Annotated in this window: 16 protein-coding genes and 2 pseudogenes; 10 read left to right on the top strand and 8 right to left on the bottom strand. The window is 37.7% G+C overall.

Annotation, left to right across the window (positions count from 1 at the left end; all coding sequences use genetic code 11):
• The first annotated feature begins 351 nt into the window (after positions 1–351).
• Positions 352–1305, top strand: a complete 954-nt coding sequence (gene ydgH, locus B0X70_RS11145) for a DUF1471 family protein YdgH (RefSeq protein WP_036775644.1) — start codon at positions 352–354, stop codon at positions 1303–1305.
• Positions 1306–1389: 84 nt separating this feature from the next.
• Here the strand turns inward: ydgH and stlE are convergent, their stop codons facing one another.
• The 3 genes from stlE to stlC all read right to left on the bottom strand — a co-directional run bounded on the left by stlE (position 1390) and on the right by stlC (position 3808).
• Complete coding sequence (gene stlE, locus B0X70_RS11140) at positions 1390–1632, bottom strand: stilbene biosynthesis acyl carrier protein StlE (protein ID WP_036775642.1); 243 nt, start codon at positions 1630–1632, stop codon at positions 1390–1392.
• A 79-nt stretch (positions 1633–1711) separates the two neighbouring features.
• On the bottom strand, positions 1712–2860 hold the full coding sequence (stlD, locus tag B0X70_RS11135; protein ID WP_036775639.1) for a beta-ketosynthase StlD: 1149 nt from the start codon (positions 2858–2860) through the stop codon (positions 1712–1714).
• On the bottom strand, positions 2861–3808 hold the full coding sequence (gene stlC, locus B0X70_RS11130) for a stilbene biosynthesis aromatase StlC (protein ID WP_036806319.1): 948 nt from the start codon (positions 3806–3808) through the stop codon (positions 2861–2863). It abuts the gene before it with no gap.
• 944 nt (positions 3809–4752) lie between these two features.
• Between stlC and B0X70_RS11125 the strand changes: the two genes are divergently transcribed.
• A complete protein-coding gene (locus B0X70_RS11125) occupies positions 4753–6144 on the top strand; it encodes an amino acid permease (protein WP_036775635.1) in 1392 nt (463 codons plus the stop codon).
• 376 nt (positions 6145–6520) lie between these two features.
• Here B0X70_RS11125 and B0X70_RS11120 read toward each other — a convergent pair whose 3' ends face one another.
• Positions 6521–7363, bottom strand: coding sequence for an alpha/beta fold hydrolase (locus B0X70_RS11120; protein WP_217471502.1), 843 nt, complete (start codon positions 7361–7363; stop codon positions 6521–6523).
• 592 nt (positions 7364–7955) lie between these two features.
• Here B0X70_RS11120 and B0X70_RS11115 point away from each other — a divergent pair.
• From B0X70_RS11115 to B0X70_RS11100, 4 genes are all read left to right on the top strand, one after another.
• Positions 7956–8486 carry a fimbrial protein gene (locus B0X70_RS11115; protein ID WP_036806324.1) on the top strand — a complete coding sequence of 177 codons (531 nt, stop codon included), beginning with the start codon at positions 7956–7958 and terminating at the stop codon, positions 8484–8486.
• Between the two features lie 114 nt (positions 8487–8600).
• Positions 8601–9275: a fimbrial biogenesis chaperone gene (locus B0X70_RS11110; protein WP_217471501.1), complete on the top strand. Its 675-nt coding sequence runs from the start codon at positions 8601–8603 to the stop codon at positions 9273–9275.
• Between the two features lie 37 nt (positions 9276–9312).
• Positions 9313–11853: a fimbria/pilus outer membrane usher protein gene (locus tag B0X70_RS11105; RefSeq protein ID WP_217471500.1), complete on the top strand. Its 2541-nt coding sequence runs from the start codon at positions 9313–9315 to the stop codon at positions 11851–11853.
• Between the two features lie 19 nt (positions 11854–11872).
• Positions 11873–12865, top strand: coding sequence for a fimbrial protein (locus B0X70_RS11100; RefSeq protein ID WP_217471499.1), 993 nt, complete (start codon positions 11873–11875; stop codon positions 12863–12865).
• Between the two features lie 297 nt (positions 12866–13162).
• Here B0X70_RS11100 and B0X70_RS25960 read toward each other — a convergent pair whose 3' ends face one another.
• On the bottom strand, positions 13163–13765 hold the full coding sequence (locus tag B0X70_RS25960) for a gp53-like domain-containing protein (protein ID WP_418889057.1): 603 nt from the start codon (positions 13763–13765) through the stop codon (positions 13163–13165).
• A gap of 290 nt (positions 13766–14055) precedes the next feature.
• Positions 14056–14358: pseudogene (locus B0X70_RS11090) on the bottom strand (helix-turn-helix domain-containing protein); the annotation flags it as partial.
• Positions 14359–14552: 194 nt separating this feature from the next.
• Here B0X70_RS11090 and B0X70_RS11085 point away from each other — a divergent pair.
• From B0X70_RS11085 to B0X70_RS11075, 3 genes are read left to right on the top strand one after another with little or no spacing between them, the layout of a single operon-like run.
• The gene (locus B0X70_RS11085) at positions 14553–14918 is read left to right on the top strand and encodes a tlde1 domain-containing protein (RefSeq protein WP_036806337.1); all 366 of its coding nucleotides are present in this window, start codon (positions 14553–14555) and stop codon (positions 14916–14918) included.
• Positions 14915–15448 (top strand): hypothetical protein, encoded by a 534-nt coding sequence (locus B0X70_RS11080; RefSeq protein ID WP_052105697.1) that lies wholly within the window; start codon positions 14915–14917, stop codon positions 15446–15448. Before B0X70_RS11085 ends, B0X70_RS11080 begins: the two co-directional genes overlap by 4 nt.
• Positions 15449–15496: 48 nt before the next feature.
• The gene (locus tag B0X70_RS11075) at positions 15497–16024 is read left to right on the top strand and encodes a hypothetical protein (RefSeq protein ID WP_044467080.1); all 528 of its coding nucleotides are present in this window, start codon (positions 15497–15499) and stop codon (positions 16022–16024) included.
• Between the two features lie 933 nt (positions 16025–16957).
• On the opposite strand, the gene B0X70_RS11070 is transcribed toward B0X70_RS11075, so the two are convergent.
• On the bottom strand, positions 16958–17680 hold the full coding sequence (locus tag B0X70_RS11070) for a hypothetical protein (protein ID WP_036806343.1): 723 nt from the start codon (positions 17678–17680) through the stop codon (positions 16958–16960).
• 770 nt (positions 17681–18450) lie between these two features.
• Here B0X70_RS11070 and B0X70_RS25150 point away from each other — a divergent pair.
• Positions 18451–18534: pseudogene (locus B0X70_RS25150) on the top strand (type VI secretion system tube protein Hcp); the annotation flags it as partial.
• Positions 18535–18628: 94 nt separating this feature from the next.
• Here the strand turns inward: B0X70_RS25150 and B0X70_RS11065 are convergent.
• Positions 18629–19351 carry a hypothetical protein gene (locus B0X70_RS11065; protein WP_036775613.1) on the bottom strand — a complete coding sequence of 241 codons (723 nt, stop codon included), beginning with the start codon at positions 19349–19351 and terminating at the stop codon, positions 18629–18631.
• Position 19352: the final 1 nt, after the last annotated feature.

Genomic DNA, 19352 nt, shown 5'->3' with positions numbered 1-19352 from the left:
ACTAAATTAACTTGATTACTGCCATCAGTAAAATCTATCAACAAATATTTTAATAACCAACTGAAAATATTATCGGTGATCGATCGCTAATGGGTAAAAAATAACTAAGTAGTATTATAATAAGTAGTACTATAAATAGTATTACCGGTGCAAATCGCACTTTTAACTGGCTCACTCCCTATGTTGCTAAAAACTTATGGCGCCCTATTCTATAAACTTGCATTCATACTGATAGCATAAATTCGTGGGACATTAGCTATTATTACATGTAATAATTATCGGCTATGTGATACACAACCATGTTCAGCAAGTTACAACTATTATTTAATGCGCAAGGTGGAAGGATTTTTTATGAAGCTGAAAACAACGATGATTGCAGCAGCGGTATTCTCATTAACGGGTATTACCACTGCTCAAGCAGCTCAGGAGTTATCCCCGGAGAAAGCAGCAGAGCTGAAACCGTTTAAACGTATTACGGTTACAGGCCCTTTTAATGCTATTTATGAAGCTGCCGATGCGGTTTCCCGTCGTGCGGACAAAATGGGTGCTGATGGGTTTTATATCCAAAGCCTTGATGATCTGAATAATAGTGGCAACCTGCGCGTTGTAGCTGATCTGTATCACAAAGATGCAGAGAAAATTGATAATTCACCTAAATATCGTGAGTTTCGCGGCATCAAAGAATTACCCAAAACAGAAGCTGTAACGCTGGAGCCATTCGATACGGTCACTATTAGCGGCTTTTATGACACTGAACCTGATTTGAAGGAAACCATTGCAAAAGAAGCCAAGAAAAAAGGCGCAGCGGCTTTCTTTATTGTTCGTCAGGTTTCAATCAATGATGGCGGTAATCAGACGGTTACCGCTTATGTTTATAAAGATGATGCGCCAAAACGCCAAATTCAGGCTGATGAAGCGGTTATCCCAGCAGATTCCGATTCTGGACGCACTGCATTGGCTGCTGGTGGCGAATCGGCTAAGAAAGTAGAAATTCCTGGTTTAGCCTCTTCAACTTCGACCAGTAATTCTGTTGGTCGCTTCTTTGAAACCCAGTATTCTAAAGGTGAGCGTTACACTGTCACCCTTCCTAACGGTACGAAAATTCAAGAATTAAATAAAATCAGCGCTGCTCAGATGGTACCTTTTGATTCCATCACCTTCTCAGGCTATTACAACAGCATGCCTGATGTTTCCTATGAAGTCGCTAAACGCGCCGCGGCTAAAGGCGCTAAGTACTACCATATTACCCGTGAATGGCAATCCAGTGGTGGAACCTCCACGATCAGCGCAGATCTGTTCAAATAACCCTATTGAACCAAAAACAAAAAAAGGCACACATGATAATCATATGTGCTTTTTTTATTCATAAAGATAATAAAGTTCTTCAAATTAGTTAGCGGATTCCAACTTCGAATCGATACAATCAATGGCGTTCTGTATCGTCACTATTTTTTCCGCTTCTTCATCATCAATAGTTATTCCGAAGTGCTCTTCCAGAGCCATAATCAATTCAACATTATCTAACGAGTCGGCACCTAATTCCTCGAATGTTTGTGTATTAAGAATCTGGGTTTCAGGTATTCCAAGTTGTTCTGCAACAACACTTTTGACACGATTCTCTAAATTTTCCACGCTGTATTTTCCTAGATGTACCCATTACGAGGGGAAACAGGTTGTTTCCCCATTCTTCATTAACACTAAGATTAAATATTTACACAACAGTCAGGTGCATGAATGCCCCTGTGAATCTGGCACTTTCAGGGATAAAACATAACAGACGCTGATCTTTCTTCAATTTACCCGACTTCATAAGCTCATCCAACATGATATAAATAGAAGCCGATCCGGTATTTCCTTTCATTGTTAAGTTAGTAAACCAACGCTCTTGTTCAATACCAAAATTAATATCTTCAAGACCCTTGGCAAATTTCATGCGGAAATATTCAGATGAGTAATGAGGCAAGAACCAATCAATAGATTCTGCCGATAAATTACGATCAGCAACTATCCGTCTCAATGGTTCGGTAAGTGTGAATTTAACAACCCTCTCATTTAAATATCTGACATCTTGTTTGATGCAGAAAACAGAATAGGCAAGCCAATCAGCCTGACTCATTTGAGCCCAACCTTTCAAACTGCCATCTGCTAACTTTTCTCCACCTGAGTACATACATGTCTCTTGCTCATTAGCAAAAGAGTAAATATCTATCCAATCAATTCGTAATGAAACACCATCAGGTCGAGGTTTGTTTTCAAGTAAAGCAGCGCCGGCGCCGTCAGAAAGCATCCAACGTAGAAAATCTTTTTCAAAAGCGATTTCAGGGCGTCGTTCCAGTTCTGCAACCCGAGCTTCGTTTTCACTCTGGAAATTGCGGGCATGCAATACAGTGGAAGGTACTTCCGACGTTGTTGAAACCGCATTACTTGTCGTTCCCGAGAGAACGGACAAATAAGCATATTTCATCGCTGTTATACCCGCAGCACAAGCACTGGAAGTTGAGATAACTTCACATGGTTTATTTTTGAGCTCTCCATGAACCATGAGACCATGACCCGGTATAATTTGATCAGGAGTACCACTGCTTGCTGCCAGAATTTGCATATCGTCTAAAGAGAAGTGTTCATCAACCAAACCTTTTACTGCCTCAGCCGCTAGTTGAGCAGATGTATAAGTTGCCTCACCTGTCTCTGGATCCAGTGCATAATGGCGATATTTGATACCATTATTGCGAAGGACTATATGACGAGATCTTGACGGACGACCACCAACAAAACCAAGAACAGATTCCATTGTATTATTATCTATTGGGTTTCCCGGCATAAACGCGGAAACTTTAGTGATATAAACGTTGTTACTCATTTACTTATTTATCTCCTTATCATCATAGCGGGCAGAACCAGAAGGTTGTTCATAGTATTTCTGTAATTCATTAAGACGTTCTTTAAGTAATGGGGTAAGCAAACGGCGAACAACCACTGAAATAGGAAAAACAACTAGTACCATCAATATCAAATAGGTTACAAACAACGCTAATAAAGAGCGTCTTACCCATATCCCTCGTTTGCCTACACGGCAAATCAGCCCGGACCAAAATCTAAACCCTCGATGCGCCGCACGTTCACCAAAAATAAAAGCTTGGTCGACAACCGCCGCACCCATACCTTTCAACATTGGAGCATCAACTTTCTCTTTATCCGTTTTGAGCGCTGCCAATAATGCATCACCAAAACGTGGAGCATCTTTAACATCTTCCTCCGATACGCCCGCCCGCGGTAAGCTAGGAAATGGCTGTCTTTTTCCTGTCATTAGCCATATTGGGGTTGTGAATACTGTTGCAAAAAAGTTTGCTTTATCAACAAAAACCACGTTATCGCGCAAATACGCTCCACTTTCATGCAACAATTTTTTGACAGTTTCCTGAGCTATCAACCACATGTTTCGGCAAGCAATAACTGTCACCACCGGTCGGCCATTAAGTACACGCTTTCCTTCTTTACTCTTAAGAAATGCTGTTATCGGAGGAGCCGGCGATAAATACCAAACCTGGTAGCCTAATATGACTAAATCAAAAGGTTCTTCGTCTTCCAGATTCAAAGGCGCTAGCTCAGGCGGATGCAACTGCACTGTTTCTGGGAAAACATCAACAAATTTGGAAAATTTCCAGGGAAACGCAAATTCTGGAATCGGTTTCAGAACAACTTCACGGATGTATATCTCATCAGACTCTTGCAGGGGTGAGATTAAACTTTTTACCACCTCGATCAATTGACCACTTTGGGAATATGACACTACAAGAACACGTTTCATATGTTCTAACCTTTATGAATATTTAATACTGAGCCATTCATCGGCACCTAAAAGATAAGAATTTGAATGACAGTTGTCCTCTAACCATCTGAGAATATTTTTTGGCATATGTACATATAATCATTCCTGAAAATTAAAAACATATACAAGAAAAACAAGTTAATAAATGGCAGAGTAATATTTTCACAAACAATATAAATCAAAGCAGTCGTTGTCAACATGATTTTTTTATTTTTATATAAGATTAGTTTTATATCACATTGTGGAAATTTAATTAGTTACTGATAGAAAAGTCAATGAAAAATATATTAACCTGAATATAAAATTAACAAAATCAATTAAATTTCAATAAATACTTAAATTAAATCAATAAATTAAAAAACACTCTAAATGTTTTAATTTAATGAAATATTTATAACATTATGAAATTACATACTCAATAGATTAATTTAACAAATTGACATGAAAACAAAAGATGATTATTACTTAGCAATAATATTGCATGACAAAATAAAAATTAGAGATGAAATTTTCCACAATCATTTTATTAAATTTTGAGATCGATCGAAAAAATTAAAATAAAAATTACTTAATTAGTAATAACACCATAGTACTTCATATTTATCACCTATTTACCTCAATACGACAAACAGCATTATAAAAATAACTCATATAAGCTTATAAAAATAAATTGCTTCTCACTACACTTCATCATCACCAAACTCACCATCAAACAATGCATAAATTTTATAGTTATTTGCATAGAAAACCATTGCATCCAGCTCATACCCTTCGTAGAATCCCCCTCTATTTCTAGGTTCAATCTGTCTATCTTTCCGTTCTATACAGCTTGGAAGCAACGAAAACCAGATACCCAGCTCATCTTTATGATCGGGTAATGAACTGGCTAATAATGCAGTTTATGTCACATTAGGAACATATCTTTGGAAAAGAAACTAGGTCTCACAGCTCTTACTGCTCTGGTACTCAGCTCTATGGTTGGTGCTGGTGTTTTCAGCTTACCGCAGAATATGGCTGAAATCGCCAGCCCGGCAGCGTTAATGATTGGTTGGGGAATAACAGGTGTCGGCATCCTGTTCCTGGCTACCGCACTGTTATTACTCTCTCGTCTTCGTCCGGATCTTGATGGAGGGATTTTCACTTATGCCAAAGAGGGCTTTGGTGAACTAATAGGCTTCTGCTCTGCCTGGGGATATTGGTTATGCGCAGTCGTTGCCAATGTTTCTTATCTGGTTATCGTTTTTGCCGCACTAAGTTTCTTTACTGACAAAGAGGGCATCGTCATCTTTGGTGATGGCAATACTTGGCAGTCCCTATTGGGAGAATCTATCCTACTCTGGTTCGTCCATTGGTTGGTACTCCGCGGCGTTCAAACCGCAGCCGGAATCAACAAATTGGCGACAATGGCAAAATTGCTGCCTTTAGGTGCTTTTATCATACTTGCCGCCATAGCCTTCAAAATGGATATCTTTAACCTCGACTTTAAAGGCATTGATCTAGGCGTTCCTGTCTGGCAACAAGTAAAAGACACCATGTTGATTACTCTTTGGGTCTTTATTGGTATTGAAGGTGCTGTTGTCGTTTCAGCCAGGGCGAAAAAACGGACAGACGTGGGTATTGCAACCATGCTGGCTGTCGTTGCAGCATTAGCAATATATATCTTGGTCACCCTACTCTCCCTTGGATTAGTACCACGATCTGAGTTAGCAGAAATACGCAACCCATCAATGGCAAACCTGATGGTGGGACTCGTTGGTTCCGCAGGCGAAATCATTATTGCCGCTGGATTGATTATCTCCGTCTGTGGTGCTTATCTGAGTTGGACGATCATGGCGGCAGAAGTGCCATTTATCGCTTCCCAACACGGCTCTTTTCCAAAAGTATTTAGCCAGCAAAACCGCAATAATGCACCGTCATCTTCATTGTGGTTCACTAATGGCGCGGTACAATTCTCTCTCGTTTTGATCTGGTTAAGTGGAAGCAATTACAATTCATTACTGGCAATTGCGTCAGAGATGATTTTAGTGCCCTATTTCCTTGTGGGAGCATTTCTTTTAAAAGTCGCTTTTGATCGTAGCAATAAAGGATTATTACTCATTGCCGTTGGAGCCTGTATTTATGGCATATGGCTACTTTATGCATCCGGTTTAATGAATTTGTTATTGTCTGTTGTTCTCTACGCACCAGGTCTTATAGTTTTTCTGTATGTACGCCATCAAAACCCGCAGAAAAACAGCTTACATCTGGCTGAAAAGCTCACTATTGCCGTATTGCTGATAACAGCAATCCCTGCCACTGGATTACTGCTCAAGTAGTCTCGTCAGATTCAGGCCATTACTTTCCTGTGATGGCTTTCTGGATTTTCATATAGCAGTTTGTCTGGTTTTTTGTTGTTCTTTCATATTTCTGTTGGTGTTGTGTTTAAAAGTATGTTGTAACTAATATTGTTAATACAACTTGATTGGTATGGTTTTTTAATCAATTTTGTCGACACAAGGTGTCGAAGAACAAAGCCAAGATGATTTTCAAAGCACCGATGTTGGTGGAGTATTCCAGCTCATCACCGGCATAAGGTGTAAAACTTGAGGCAGGATGTCTATTTTGCCTATTGGCATCATCCCTGATTGGGGCATTCACACCGCAACAAATTCGGTACGAATGCCCTGATAAGGACCAGATATTGTCCTTAAATTATTTCAGTTTGTCGGCCCAATCTGCAATTGCATCAGCTGTTTCAAGCGGCTTCTCCGCAGGTAGTGCATGGCTGGCCCCTTCAATCACTGAGACAGTAACGCGGTTCCCGAACTCGTTTTTCGCTTCCATCCGAGACGTTTCAGGTCTAAATGGATCGGAACTCGCCTGCAAATCGAGGATCGGCGCCGTCCCGCCCGCCCACCAATCCTTGCGATTGGTCAGCTTACGCGCCGAGGACTGACTTTTTATGACATCAGCATGCCAGCCCTCAAGCCAAGACGTCGGGTCATTGCCTTCCGCGAAGAAGGCAAGTCTAAGTTTCGCCAGCCGCTCTTCACGAGTGGATGTCGGATTACTAATCACCGTGATCGCATCCGAGAGCTCCGAGGGCCAAGATTTCGCTGCCCCTGCCAAAAGTACTATGCCACGCGTCATCTTAGGATAATCCGCGGCAATCGTTTTAGCGATCCAGTGGCCATAAGCGTGCCCTACTATGATTGCCTTACCTCCTTCCGCCGCAACCACGGCCGCAAAATCATCAGCAAAGTCGTGGAAGGTCACGTTTTCCATCGGACCAGTTGACCTTGAGATTCCGCGTGGTTCCGGCAAGGCAACGCGATAGCCACGCATCGCCAGCCGATCCGCGAGTGGCGCGAACTCCGCCGTTCCTCGCCCGGTTGAAGCAAGAATCATGAGCAATGGCCCCTCCCCTCGTACCGAATATTCGATCGATGCCACACCATTTGTGGCGATTTTTTGCTCTACTTGCATAGCCGAAGCAGGACGCGCGACTGCAAGAACGATGGACAAAAGGCCCAATACAAAGACGAACTGTTTCATTTTCCTTCCTTACAGTGTTAATTGCGTTGAGGATTCATACCTAAACTGAAATAGGTATTACCACAAACAATAAAATAGAAAGATCATATGAGAAAACTATAGAGTAATTTTTTCCAGATTACTTATCTCTATCAGAATAAACATGCTCAAAGAGAAAATGACATCAAGAGGTAATAACATCAAAATAATAGAACAAAAAAATAAATTCTTAAGCGTGATAAATTAATTGTGATTTATATCACAATTAATTTTATAACCAATTATTAACTAAAAGATATTCTCATTAATTAGCATAATGATTTATTACTTACAATAAATCACATTAATATTAAAAAATAATCCTGTTTAAGAAACAAAAACAGATAAAAATCTTAAATACAACACATTATCCAGTCATTCTTTGGATTTTTCCTAATTAATCGCTATGATCACCCGGCTTTATCCCAAAAAAGACACAGTTTGAGTTATCGTCGTTGTCATTGGGCAAAAGTCATAAATATTTACACGCTGTATTGATGTTTATACAGTTCCCATTAAATCAGTATTTCTATTTCCCTGACGCCGTGCTCGGCAGGGTTAGGATCTATTTAAAATGAAAGCTAAACTGATTATTTCATCCTTACTTGCATCTTCTGTATTTATTTCTGTAGCAAATGCAGCCGACGGAAAAATCAACTTTACAGGTAATATCATCGCAAATGCCTGTAAAATCGATACTGACTCTGCAAATCAAAACGTAAACATGGGAACAATTGGCTCAAATGCATTTAGTGGTGTAGATAGTACCGCATCAACAACACCCTTTAGCATTAAAATGAGTGACTGCCCACCAGAATATACTCATGCACAAGTTAAATTTGACGGGCAAATAGACAGTAGAAATAACAATCTTCTGGCCTTATCCAATGATAAAGGCCAGGCAGTCGCCGATGGTGTTGCTATTGGTATCTATGAAGAAGATAACTCAACGCTGATTCCTTTGGCAAAAGCTTCCAAATCTCAATCTTTTACTGATCAAAAAACAGCAGAACTGAAGTTCATTGCAAAATATGTTGCTACAGCTCAAACCATTAGCCCAGGCTCCGGTGATGCAGTCGCCAATTTTACGATTGTTTATAACTAAGACAGGCTAAATTTGGAACAGAACTTCATTCACGTTTTGCTTCTAATAAAGCAGTACAGGGCATGGATGCCCACAAAATAACGCATAAAAACACGATAAAACGGAGATATTACCGTGCAGTATCAACGCCTATTCACAATAATTTTTCTATATATTATCAGTGTAAATTTCGCTATCGCCGGTGTCGTCATTGGTGGAACCCGTGTTATTTACATGAGTGACAAAAAAGAAGCGTCTATTTCGATAAATAACCCAGAAAAAGATGCCCCTTACCTGATTCAATCTTGGGTCCAAGATGAAAATGATAATATGAAGACCCCTTTTATCGTTACTCCCCCCATCTTTAAACTCGCAGCAGGCCATGAAAATATCCTGCGTATTGTAAAAACAGCAAGTAATCTGCCTCAAGATCGGGAATCGCTTTTTTGGTTAAATGTAAAGTCTATTCCTACTTCTGTAAAATCAGATCAGAATCAATTACAAATAACAGTTAAGTCAAAGTTTAAATTGTTTTACCGCCCTGTCAATTTGGCAGAAAAGTCAAGTACCGCATACAAAGAACTCAAATTCCGTACGGAAAACAACTCATTGATCGCAGAAAATCCTACCCCTTACTTCATTTCATTCTCTTACCTTAAAGTAGATCAACATGAAATAAAACCTGTGGGCATGATTAAACCCTTTAGCCAATTAAGCTGGCCTCTGCCGGCAAAGAACATAAAGCAGGTAAATTGGAAAGCAATTAATGATTTTGGTGGCGTTACTGCCGAGGAAAAAACAACCATTTAATAAAACCGTTATATTAATTTATACCAGAAAGTTAATTATGGGAAAGTGCTCACAGCATAAGATTAATAAGCAACCATATGATATTGAACATTCATGGCTCTTATTATTGCCATTTATAGCTACGGGCGTATTTTTTTACCCTGCTAAAACTTATTCTGAAGATTATTTCAACATTCATGCACTAGAGATAGGTACTGATTCTGGTTCACCTGAAGATATTGATCTCTCTATTTTCACACAAGATGACTATCCGCCCGGTATTTACTGGGTAGATATTTACCTTAATAGAGACAAAATAGATACCAGGAACGTAACCTTTGTCACGATAAATAACAAATTACTGCCCAAGCTGACAATTAAGCAATTACAGGATATGGGAGTAAAAATTGATACATTTCCAGAGCTGTTCAGTTTGCCACCAGAAACAGAGTTGTCTGATTTAAGTCAATATATTCCATCAGCAAGCACTCTCTTCAATTTTAGTCAACAAAGACTGGATATCAGTATTCCACAAGCAATGTTAAACAATCAGGCAAGAGGTTATGTTTCTCCTGAATTATGGCAGCAAGGATTAACTTCATTACTAATTAACTATAATTATAGTGGTTCAAATACCTGGCAAGATAACCCATCTGGCTCTACGCAGACCCATTATCTGAATCTTCGAACGGGCGCTAATTGGCAAGCATGGCGTCTACGCAATTATTCTACCTATACCAGTCGTGACAAGAATTGGAAAAGTATTAACACCTATTTACAACGGGACATTCACGCACTAAAAGGACAATTAACCCTAGGTGATAGCTTTACCCCCTCCTATATTTTTGAAGGTGTCCAATTCCGCGGCTTACAATTAGCTTCTGATGACAATATGTTACCAGACAGCTTACAAGGCTTCGCCCCCAGTGTTCGAGGAATTGCCCAAAGTAACGCTCAGGTTACGATCAAACAAAACGGCTATATCATTTATCAAACTTATGTTTCACCGGGTCCATTTGTCATTAATGACCTTTTCCCAACCACAACAAGTGGAGATTTGGAAGTTATTATCAAGGAAGCCGATGGTCAGGAATACCGATCTACTCAATCCTTTTCAACTATACCGATTATGTTACGAGAAGGGGGACTCCAATATTCGATAACACTGGGCCAATATCAATCATCAAATAATCGTGGGCAAGAACCCAACTTTGCCCAAGGTGCATTAGTCTATGGTTTCTCGAATAACATCACTGCCTATGGCGGTACGATTTTTTCAAAAGATTATCAATCTATTGCTTTAGGATCAGGTTATAACCTTGGTATATTGGGTTCTCTCTCTTTTGACATCACTCATGCTAACACCGATTTACCATCCAATATAAGTACCAAAGGACAATCCTACCGTTTTCAATATGCAAAAGATCTTTCATTAACAGGAACTAATTTTACTCTGGCAGGTTATCGCTATTCAACACGTGGTTTTTACGATTTCAAAGAAGCCAATGATATAGATGACTCTAATAAAAGTGACTGGCGTTACCGTACCAATAAAAGAAGTAAATTACAACTGCATATTAATCAATCCTTGGGAGATTTTGGTAGTTTATATTTGTCCGCTCTTCAACAAAATTACTGGCAACAACCTGGCTATGAACGTAATATCAACGCAGGTTATAGCACCAATTATAATAATATTAATTACAGTCTAAATTATACCTATAGCCAACTTCCAGATACGAATAAAAATGAACAACTTTTTTCATTTAGCATACAGATTCCATTAGATCGCTGGCTAAAGAATAGCTGGACCAGTTACAATTTTAACACCAATAAAAACAAGGATATTTCCCACCAAGTCGGTTTAAGTGGTACCGCGCTGGAAGACAATAATTTAATCTATAGTTTACAGCAGAGTTACACAAATCACGGCACTGGCGCTGGCGGTCATATCCATGCGGAATATAAAGGAGCTTATGGTCAACTTAGTACCGGTTATAGTTATGATCGTCATTCTCACCAACTGAATTATGGCCTTCAAGGAGGAATTGTTGCTCACCCATACGGTATTACTCTTTCACAACATTTGGGAGATACATTAGCATTAGTCCGGGCTGATGGCGCTCAAGGAATAAAGATCCAAAATAATGTTGGTATTGCCACCGATTGGAATGGTTATGCAGTTATTCCTTATGTCAGCAGTTACCGGAAAAATCGGATTGCCCTAGATACTCATTCGTTAGCAGATAATGTCGATATCGACGTTAATGCCCAAACCGTTATTCCTACTCGGGGAGCATTAGTTCTGGCGGATTTTAAAACCCGGATAGGCCATAGAGCTCTAATCAATCTCTATTACCAAGAAAATCTTATTCCTTTTGGCGCGGTTGTCACATTAGAAAAACTCCGTGATATTGATGAAATAAATAGCGCGATTGTTAGTCATGAAGGGCAAGTTTACCTCACCGGTTTACCCGATAGTGGACGATTATTAGTTAAATGGGGTTATAAAGATATTCAGGAATGTGTCGTTAATTACAAATTACCAGAAAAAAGCCCTTTATCCGGTATTTACATAATAGAAGAGCACTGTAAATAACAACCTACAGGAAAATGCTATGTTTAATATTTACAATAAACTTAAGTATTTGTTCATTATCATCAATTTATTAATTGGTTTAATCGTTAGTTCTTATAGTCTTGCTGCTAACTGCCAATTTGAGAAAGGATTTAAGCCAGAAATCACTCATCTCTCTTTTGGAACCTTATATGTCCCAAGAGATCAACCTATTGGCACAACGATTTACGAATATCGTGCAGATGAATTAGCCAACAAAAACAATATTTTCTATTGCGATACAAACGTTAATACATCATGGGGATATACATCCTATAAAAGCGCAGATTATAACAAGGATACTATTTACGAGTCCGGTGTTCCCGGTGTTGGCATCAGAATAAATACCTGGGGTCCCGGCTATGGTATCGACTGGTTACCACGTATTGCTAATAACCCTGTAAGCTGCGACAATTCTGGTCGTTGGTATTGTGGTCAGACATGGGGTTATCTGACAATTCAGCTAATAAAAATAGCGCCAACAACAGGCTCTGGTTTTGTCAAAAATGAACAATTAATTCAAGCACGAGTAAATAACCACATCGTGCATACTTACCGTTTGGGAAATACCCGAATTATTACTAAAAGCTGTTCATTGAAGGATAGCAATATCACTGTTCCTATGGGCGATATTAAAAAAATCGATTTTTCTGGTATTAGCAGTACCGCAGGAGGGAAAGATTTTGAGGTTATTTTAGATTGTGATGATGATGTTCAGATTCAATTAATGCTTGACGGAAAGAGAGCAAAAAACAACTTATATCATGTATGGGCGCTTGATCAAAATGATAATCACACAACTGCTTCCGGTGTGGGTATGCAAATTCTTTACAACAACCAACCTGTCATTATCCACTCACAAATAAATATTGGTAATAGTTATTCAGGTGGGAAGTTATCTATCCCTTTACACGCCCGCTATTTTCAGACCGATCGCAATATTACTCCTGGGCAGGCAAATGTAACGGCAACAATGACATTAACTTATCAGTAATAAATTTATCTGCATCAGTTATAGAAATTTTATTTCTTGGCTGATGCCCTGTTATTTTATTGTTTTTATCTTAAAGATGCCAAGTGAAATAATGTGATCTTCACTTGGCAGATGGCAGCCTATAACTCTCCCATTAATACAAGCAACTAAACAGAAACACCCCGCTAAAGAGAATCCTAGTCATGCATTAAAAACTTTTTTAATCATATAGTTAACCTGCACGATATTATAAGTAAATAGTAAAAGTGTAAGCCAGAGTTGGTTTCAGCTTTCAGTTATTTACTTTAAGAATATTATTCAAAAACCTATTGCAAGATATTGTCCATTTATATTATTTGGCGGATCATTAGGAGTGAGAACCCATTCATTTCCAAGATAATCATTAGCCCGCCCACTCACCCAAGCCTGAAAACTATTTAATGACCCCCTACATGCTGCTGCCATTGGTAAACAAGCACGTCCAGTATCGATCATAACAACAGCTAGGCAAGCATGGTGAAAAGAAGTCGGTAGAATTACTGTGTTTTCAGTTAATACTTTAAATGAGTGTATTCCCCATTGAAGTATCAATCCACTGGGAAATTTCTGATAACCATTAGATGATAATTGAGAAGTAAACTGCTCCTTCGTATGATTCTTCAATGAATCTGTAAAAGCCTTATTAATGGTTTCCATATCCCCATTATCTTTAACATCATTCCCACTCTGTATGGATATAAAATTAGCTACAACAGATGCCATTGTTGATGACTGACGTAATACTTTATTTAATACATGAGTTGTAACATTATTTGGGGGAAACCCCGTTTTTAAACTTTGTTCCTCTTCATATTTACCTTGACTCACTACATTTGCATTATTATTAATAGAAAAAGCTTTAAAATCATTCTTGGGACTCATATATTCTCCTTGAATTAAATAACATTACTTTATAATTAACATATTAGAACGTTGTAAAAATCATTTATCTCAATTCACATCAATAAAAGTCTAGTTCAAAAAAACAATAATAGGATTTTATTTTAAATTAGGATATTAACTATTTTTATATAATTGATTGCAACAGGTAATTAAATATCAAGAAGTGATTATTCTCTCCCCTTTTGTATTTCTGGTAAACTCACATAATAAGCTACCATAATTACTATGATACAAATGCAACATCTTTAATCTGGAAGTAAACATGTTCGTATTCCCTTAAATAACTCATTCTTCAAATAATCAACCATCTGTTCAGGACTTAAATCTTTCCAAATTAACCGTTTTATCCATTTTTTTACTTCCAACGTTATTTTCACGGCTTTCTTAGCAAAATGATGATAAGCCAATACCTTCAAATGAACCATTCGGAGCAGTATGTTTGGACCTCTTGATTTTTCTTCAATTCTCTGCTGATGGTCGACGGGCTTCGCTTAAGTGACTCGGCAATGAAAAACCGTTTTTAAACTGGAAATCGGATATCTTTCTGTTGCGATCAGTTGCGTATAGGCCATAGTGGTTTTTTCTGTGGCGTGAAAGACACCTACTATAGCAACTGACCGCTTTTCTGAAAAATTGCGCTTATTAGTCGAATCCATTTCTCATAAATAAATTTACAAAAAATTTCTTTTATTTACAAAATTATGCTTTTAAAAATGTTTATTAAGTTTAAAGTTAAATTTATTAATATTTACTAATGGAAACAAGTATGACTTGGCAATATTCACAAAGCACTGGTGTACTTACACATAATGGCTCTTTTATTGCAAAGGGCTATAGCGGTCATGGCGCAGGGTTGAATAACCCATCCATGCAGGACGCATATTTAACAGGACCTATTCCACAAGGTCATTATAGAATTAACGGATACAATAATCATAAAGGCCCATATACTGTAAAACTCATTCCCATTTTAGGAACAAACACTTATGGAAGAGATGCTTTTAGAATCCACGGAGATAGAAATGATGGTTCATATCATCAAGCTTCTGAGGGGTGTATCGTTATAAACGGGGCAGAATTGAGAAAAAGTATTGCTTCATCCAGTGATGATATATTAGTTGTAGTACCATGAAAAAATTACTTCCAATACCAATAATAGCTTTAAACCTTTTAGCTTTTAATTCCTTTGCAACTGAGTTAGAGAAGAATAATCCATACCCTAATCTGACACCAAAGCAAGTTATTGAAAGAGTAAATTCAATGGGAGCAAGGAAATTCGTAACATCGACCTTACCTAATACCGATGACAGCACATGGGATTACATTTTATCCCATATATCAAGTGGTGATCCTGAATGGTTGAACATTGTTCCGATATTATCAACTGGGGTTGATGCAGGCTCAGCAGAAGATCTCACAATAGCTGTTGCAACAGCAATACCAAAGAATGCCTCTGTTGTTCTGTCTGTCCTTAATAATGCCAACATTTCAATTAGCACTGAATCTGTATGTTCATTGCCTTTTTATTCAGGCACCGAAGCAGAAATAAACAAATATATCGTCGAAAGCATCAGGGCACTTTACAAATCAAAAAAAGGAGAAAATTGTTTGAAAATACTTGTTAATACTATCGGTAAATCAAAAAAATTTCAGGAATACTAATCATGGCGTTTAGACATTCCCTTTTCTGGATACAATTTTGGTAGTTAAATGAAAAAACTGATTTTACTTTCAATACTGGTATCATTTAGCTCACTGGCCGCGGATCGTCATATTACAGCTACAAACCCATATCCGTATCTAACACCAGAGCAACTGATCCTACAAATAAAACAGCAAGGTGCAAGAGCAGTAATTGCAAATATGCCAGAAGGAGACAACGGAGAATGGGATTATATAACAGATCATATTGCAAGTGGAGATATAGCGTGGCTCAAAGTAGCACCTTTGCTTGCAAAAGGAAGTGATGCCCATTCATCAGAAACGCTATCAACAGCATTAGCAACTGCATTACCAAAAAACGTAAACGGAGTATTATCTATTCTTGATGATTCCAATATTTCAATTAGCACTGATTCTGTCTGTTCGCTACCTTTTTATCAAGGAACAGAAGCAGGATTAAATCAGTATGTCGTTGATAGTATTCGTGCACTGTATAAAAGTAAAAGTGGTGAAAAATGCTTACAAAAGCTTATTTCTGCCACAGGTAATTCAATATCGTTTTCTAACGGAGATTAATAATGGCTGCTCCTCTATAAATCGATAAAATAGCCATTAGTCGCGCATTAAATTCGCGACTATATGAAACATATTTGTCAACTAGAAAATATTTTGATAAATAATTGTTGGTGCAAAAAGGCTGAATATGAAAATAACCGTCATTAATAACGATACCCATATGGTTTTTTTTACATTTCGTTCTAATATGAAAAAATAGTTAACCAATATAGTTAAGAAGAAAAACATTACAATTGACATAAAAAGCATGGCGATGAATGGCATTTTGCACACCCTGTTTAAAAAAATCCATTAATGTCATCATAAATGAGAATGAGATGAATCATCAGTGGTAAAAATGGCGTTTTGTGACACAATTAACAATCATTTTCGATAAATTTTATTGATATATCGTTTAGGTTCGGGTGGTCAAATACGTCACAGATAACTTTGTGGCCGGGCGTGGAAACCCGATTAGCTAGATGACACAACAGTAGATGATCACATTGGTAAATAACTGACTACACTGGTTGGGCTTCGCTACGAAAAAATCACCTAGAAGCACAATGATGGAAATATAATCCATTCTGATAGCTGGAATAAAAGAATCTGAATAAGACTATAGAATATGATCTTTCCATATTATTCTATTAATGACGACAATTTAATGGTTATGTAAATAGCGTTTCATAATTCTGCTACACATGGCCTTCTTCAACCCATTGTTATATATGGAATTATTAGTGGTATAAGGTGTAGCACTATTTTAGAATCTTATTTACTATCCTATCACTATTGGTAAGATAATACCCATTTCCTCTATTGCCCTCTAATTATGGAATATTTAAGCAAACATAATAGACGATGAAGTGAACCTCTAATTGTTAAGCATTCAATTTTCAGGGTTCATTTCAGTCTTAAACGGCCAGATATAAAAAAACGCGAGAGGCAAGTTTATGAATGAGAATCTTTACTAATGATGTTAACTATATGGTGGCAAGATTCGGGCGATAAAGGTCTTGGGTCCCACTTAGATAACTCACTAACAGGCAAGTCTAAAGCACTCCAGGGAATAATACCATTAACCCCTATACCATATGGAGTTAATACATCTATGAACTGTTTTTTAATAACGTCGTAAATACGGACATCACCCAACTTAATAATACCAGAAGCCCACAAAGCACCACCTGCCAAGCTCTGAATATTGTCGCAAATAATATGTCCATGTTTTAATAACAAGATGTTATAAACCGAACGAGCCAAACCAGATCTCCGAAAATCTTCTGATACTTCAATAGCTCTTATCTGCTTGCCAGTTTTGGTTATCCCTTTATCGACAAAGTTAAAGTCATTATATGCAATTCTGCCAATTAAAGTGTCCTCTGATTCCTCATGCATATCAAGAGAAAGCAATTCATTAATAATCCGCTCAGAGCTATACCCACATTCTCTTAAGTGTTCGGCATATTCAGAGTAGAAATTAGCGGTCGAACAACCCATATAAACTATTTCTGAATAGTAATGATATTCACTCCCGACAAGGGCGTATTCTATAATTTTCAACAAATCATCTTCCAATGATAGATGATGAAATTCGTCTATAATATTCTCTGAAACACAACTTGGCTTTCTGCTCAAGTCCTTTGAATATGAACTAATAAGGTTAGGAGCCATCGCTATCCCTGTAAGATTTAATGGACAGTCGTTAGTTTGAAATTATCAATAAAGTTTTTAACAACGGATTCAATATGTTTCATGATGGCATCAATATTGCCATTGTATTCTGGATATTGCTTCTCAGGAGAAACAAGATATTTCACTCTTTCCCTTCTGACAACTAATTCGGCAAATGGGACCACATAGAAATTATCACTCTTATTATCATCTTTAAGAGTTACTATGAATAACTGCCTATTAACATCTTGTCGTTCACTGAGACGGAGAACAAAAAGAGTTTATTTGTATTATTATCTTTAAAAGAGTCAATAACTTCTGTTGAGTGGCTAATAGTCTGTATAGATCTGGTGTGTTCAGTCCTCATATAGCCTCCTAACATTATGAAATTCAAGTGAATAGATGATTAGCAGTTATCAAATTTATGTCACTTAACATGACATAAATTTATATCACATAACGTGATAATAGTTGGATTGCCCCCCTAGTTCAACAAATTTAACAACCAAAGTTGTGTTTTACTGCTCTGTGATGTACCAAAATGTTTCAGATTTTAAGCTATACTTACCTTGAGGTTAGGTTAGGAATTCTGATTTCTAAAATGTCTGTGCGGTAGTGCCCCAATCGTATAATTATCCAAAATTAACGTGAAGGTTTAGGTTCGGGTAAGTCAAATACGTCACAGATAAATTTGTGACCAGGCGTGGAAACCCGATTAGCTGGATGACGCAACAGTAGATGATCACATTAGTAAATAACTGACTACACTGGTTGGGCTTCGCTACGAAAAAATCACCTGGAAGCACAATGATGGAAATATAATCCATTTTGATAGCTGGAATGAAAAAATCTGAATAAGACCATAAAATAATTATTCTATTAATGACGACAATTTAATGATTATGTACTATCCTATCACTATTGGTAAGATAATACCTATTGGCAAGTTTATAAATGAGGATCTTTACTAATGATGTTAACTATATGGTGGCAGCAATCATGAGATATCGAGTTCGGTTCCCATCGAGAAAGCTCACTCATAGATAGATGCGTGGCGCTCCAAGGTTTAACACCATTAATCCCAATTCCACCTTCTGTTAGCACATCGACAAATTCATGTCGTATGGTGTCATATACCCTAACATCAGCTAATGTTATTATTCCACTCGCCCATAAAGTACCGCCAGCAACACTTTGAATGTTATCGCAAATAATATAATCGTGCTTTAAAACTAATCTTCTATATATTGAGCGTCCCAGACCTGCTGCCTGATAATCTGACGAAATAAACGCCCCCTTTATCTGCTTACCCGTCTTTTTTATACCACAGTCATAGAAAATAAAATCATTGTATGCAATGCGACCTATTAACTCATCCTCATCAGGATTGTGCATATCAAGATCTATTAGATGCTGGATGATTTCACCTTCGCTGTAGCCGGAATCAAGCATCTCAAGAGACTGAGACCTATAATAATCATCAGTGAAACATCCTAATCGAATGATCCCTATGTAGTAATGATACTCACTACCACTCAAGAGGTACTCAGTCACCTCTAATAAATCACCACCTTTTGATAAGTGGTAAAACTTTCCTACAATCTCTTCTTTTATACAGTCAGGTTTTCTACTTAAATCTTTGGTGTATGAATCGTTCAGGTCAGGGGCCATC

It is taken from the genome of Photorhabdus akhurstii (genome assembly GCF_019090985.1).
GTDB lineage: Bacteria > Pseudomonadota > Gammaproteobacteria > Enterobacterales > Enterobacteriaceae > Photorhabdus > Photorhabdus akhurstii.
Note: the sequence above shows the minus strand (reverse complement) of the source record. Positions and strands in the feature narration are given on the sequence as shown.

What these genes read in the sequence shown, in the direction of transcription:
- stlC (WP_036806319.1), bottom strand. Translation starts at nt 3,808, where the DNA reads ATGAAACGTGTTCTTGTAGTGTCATATTCCCAAAGTGGTCAATTGATC.
- B0X70_RS11065 (WP_036775613.1), bottom strand. Translation starts at nt 19,351, where the DNA reads ATGGCCCCTGACCTGAACGATTCATACACCAAAGATTTAAGTAGAAAA.
- B0X70_RS11075 (WP_044467080.1), top strand. Translation starts at nt 15,497, where the DNA reads ATGAAAAAACTGATTTTACTTTCAATACTGGTATCATTTAGCTCACTG.
- B0X70_RS11120 (WP_217471502.1), bottom strand. Translation starts at nt 7,363, where the DNA reads ATGAAACAGTTCGTCTTTGTATTGGGCCTTTTGTCCATCGTTCTTGCA.
- B0X70_RS11105 (WP_217471500.1), top strand. Translation starts at nt 9,313, where the DNA reads ATGGGAAAGTGCTCACAGCATAAGATTAATAAGCAACCATATGATATT.
- B0X70_RS11080 (WP_052105697.1), top strand. Translation starts at nt 14,915, where the DNA reads ATGAAAAAATTACTTCCAATACCAATAATAGCTTTAAACCTTTTAGCT.
- B0X70_RS11100 (WP_217471499.1), top strand. Translation starts at nt 11,873, where the DNA reads ATGTTTAATATTTACAATAAACTTAAGTATTTGTTCATTATCATCAAT.
- B0X70_RS11115 (WP_036806324.1), top strand. Translation starts at nt 7,956, where the DNA reads ATGAAAGCTAAACTGATTATTTCATCCTTACTTGCATCTTCTGTATTT.
- B0X70_RS11070 (WP_036806343.1), bottom strand. Translation starts at nt 17,680, where the DNA reads ATGGCTCCTAACCTTATTAGTTCATATTCAAAGGACTTGAGCAGAAAG.
- B0X70_RS11085 (WP_036806337.1), top strand. Translation starts at nt 14,553, where the DNA reads ATGACTTGGCAATATTCACAAAGCACTGGTGTACTTACACATAATGGC.
- B0X70_RS25960 (WP_418889057.1), bottom strand. Translation starts at nt 13,765, where the DNA reads ATGAGTCCCAAGAATGATTTTAAAGCTTTTTCTATTAATAATAATGCA.
- ydgH (WP_036775644.1), top strand. Translation starts at nt 352, where the DNA reads ATGAAGCTGAAAACAACGATGATTGCAGCAGCGGTATTCTCATTAACG.
- stlD (WP_036775639.1), bottom strand. Translation starts at nt 2,860, where the DNA reads ATGAGTAACAACGTTTATATCACTAAAGTTTCCGCGTTTATGCCGGGA.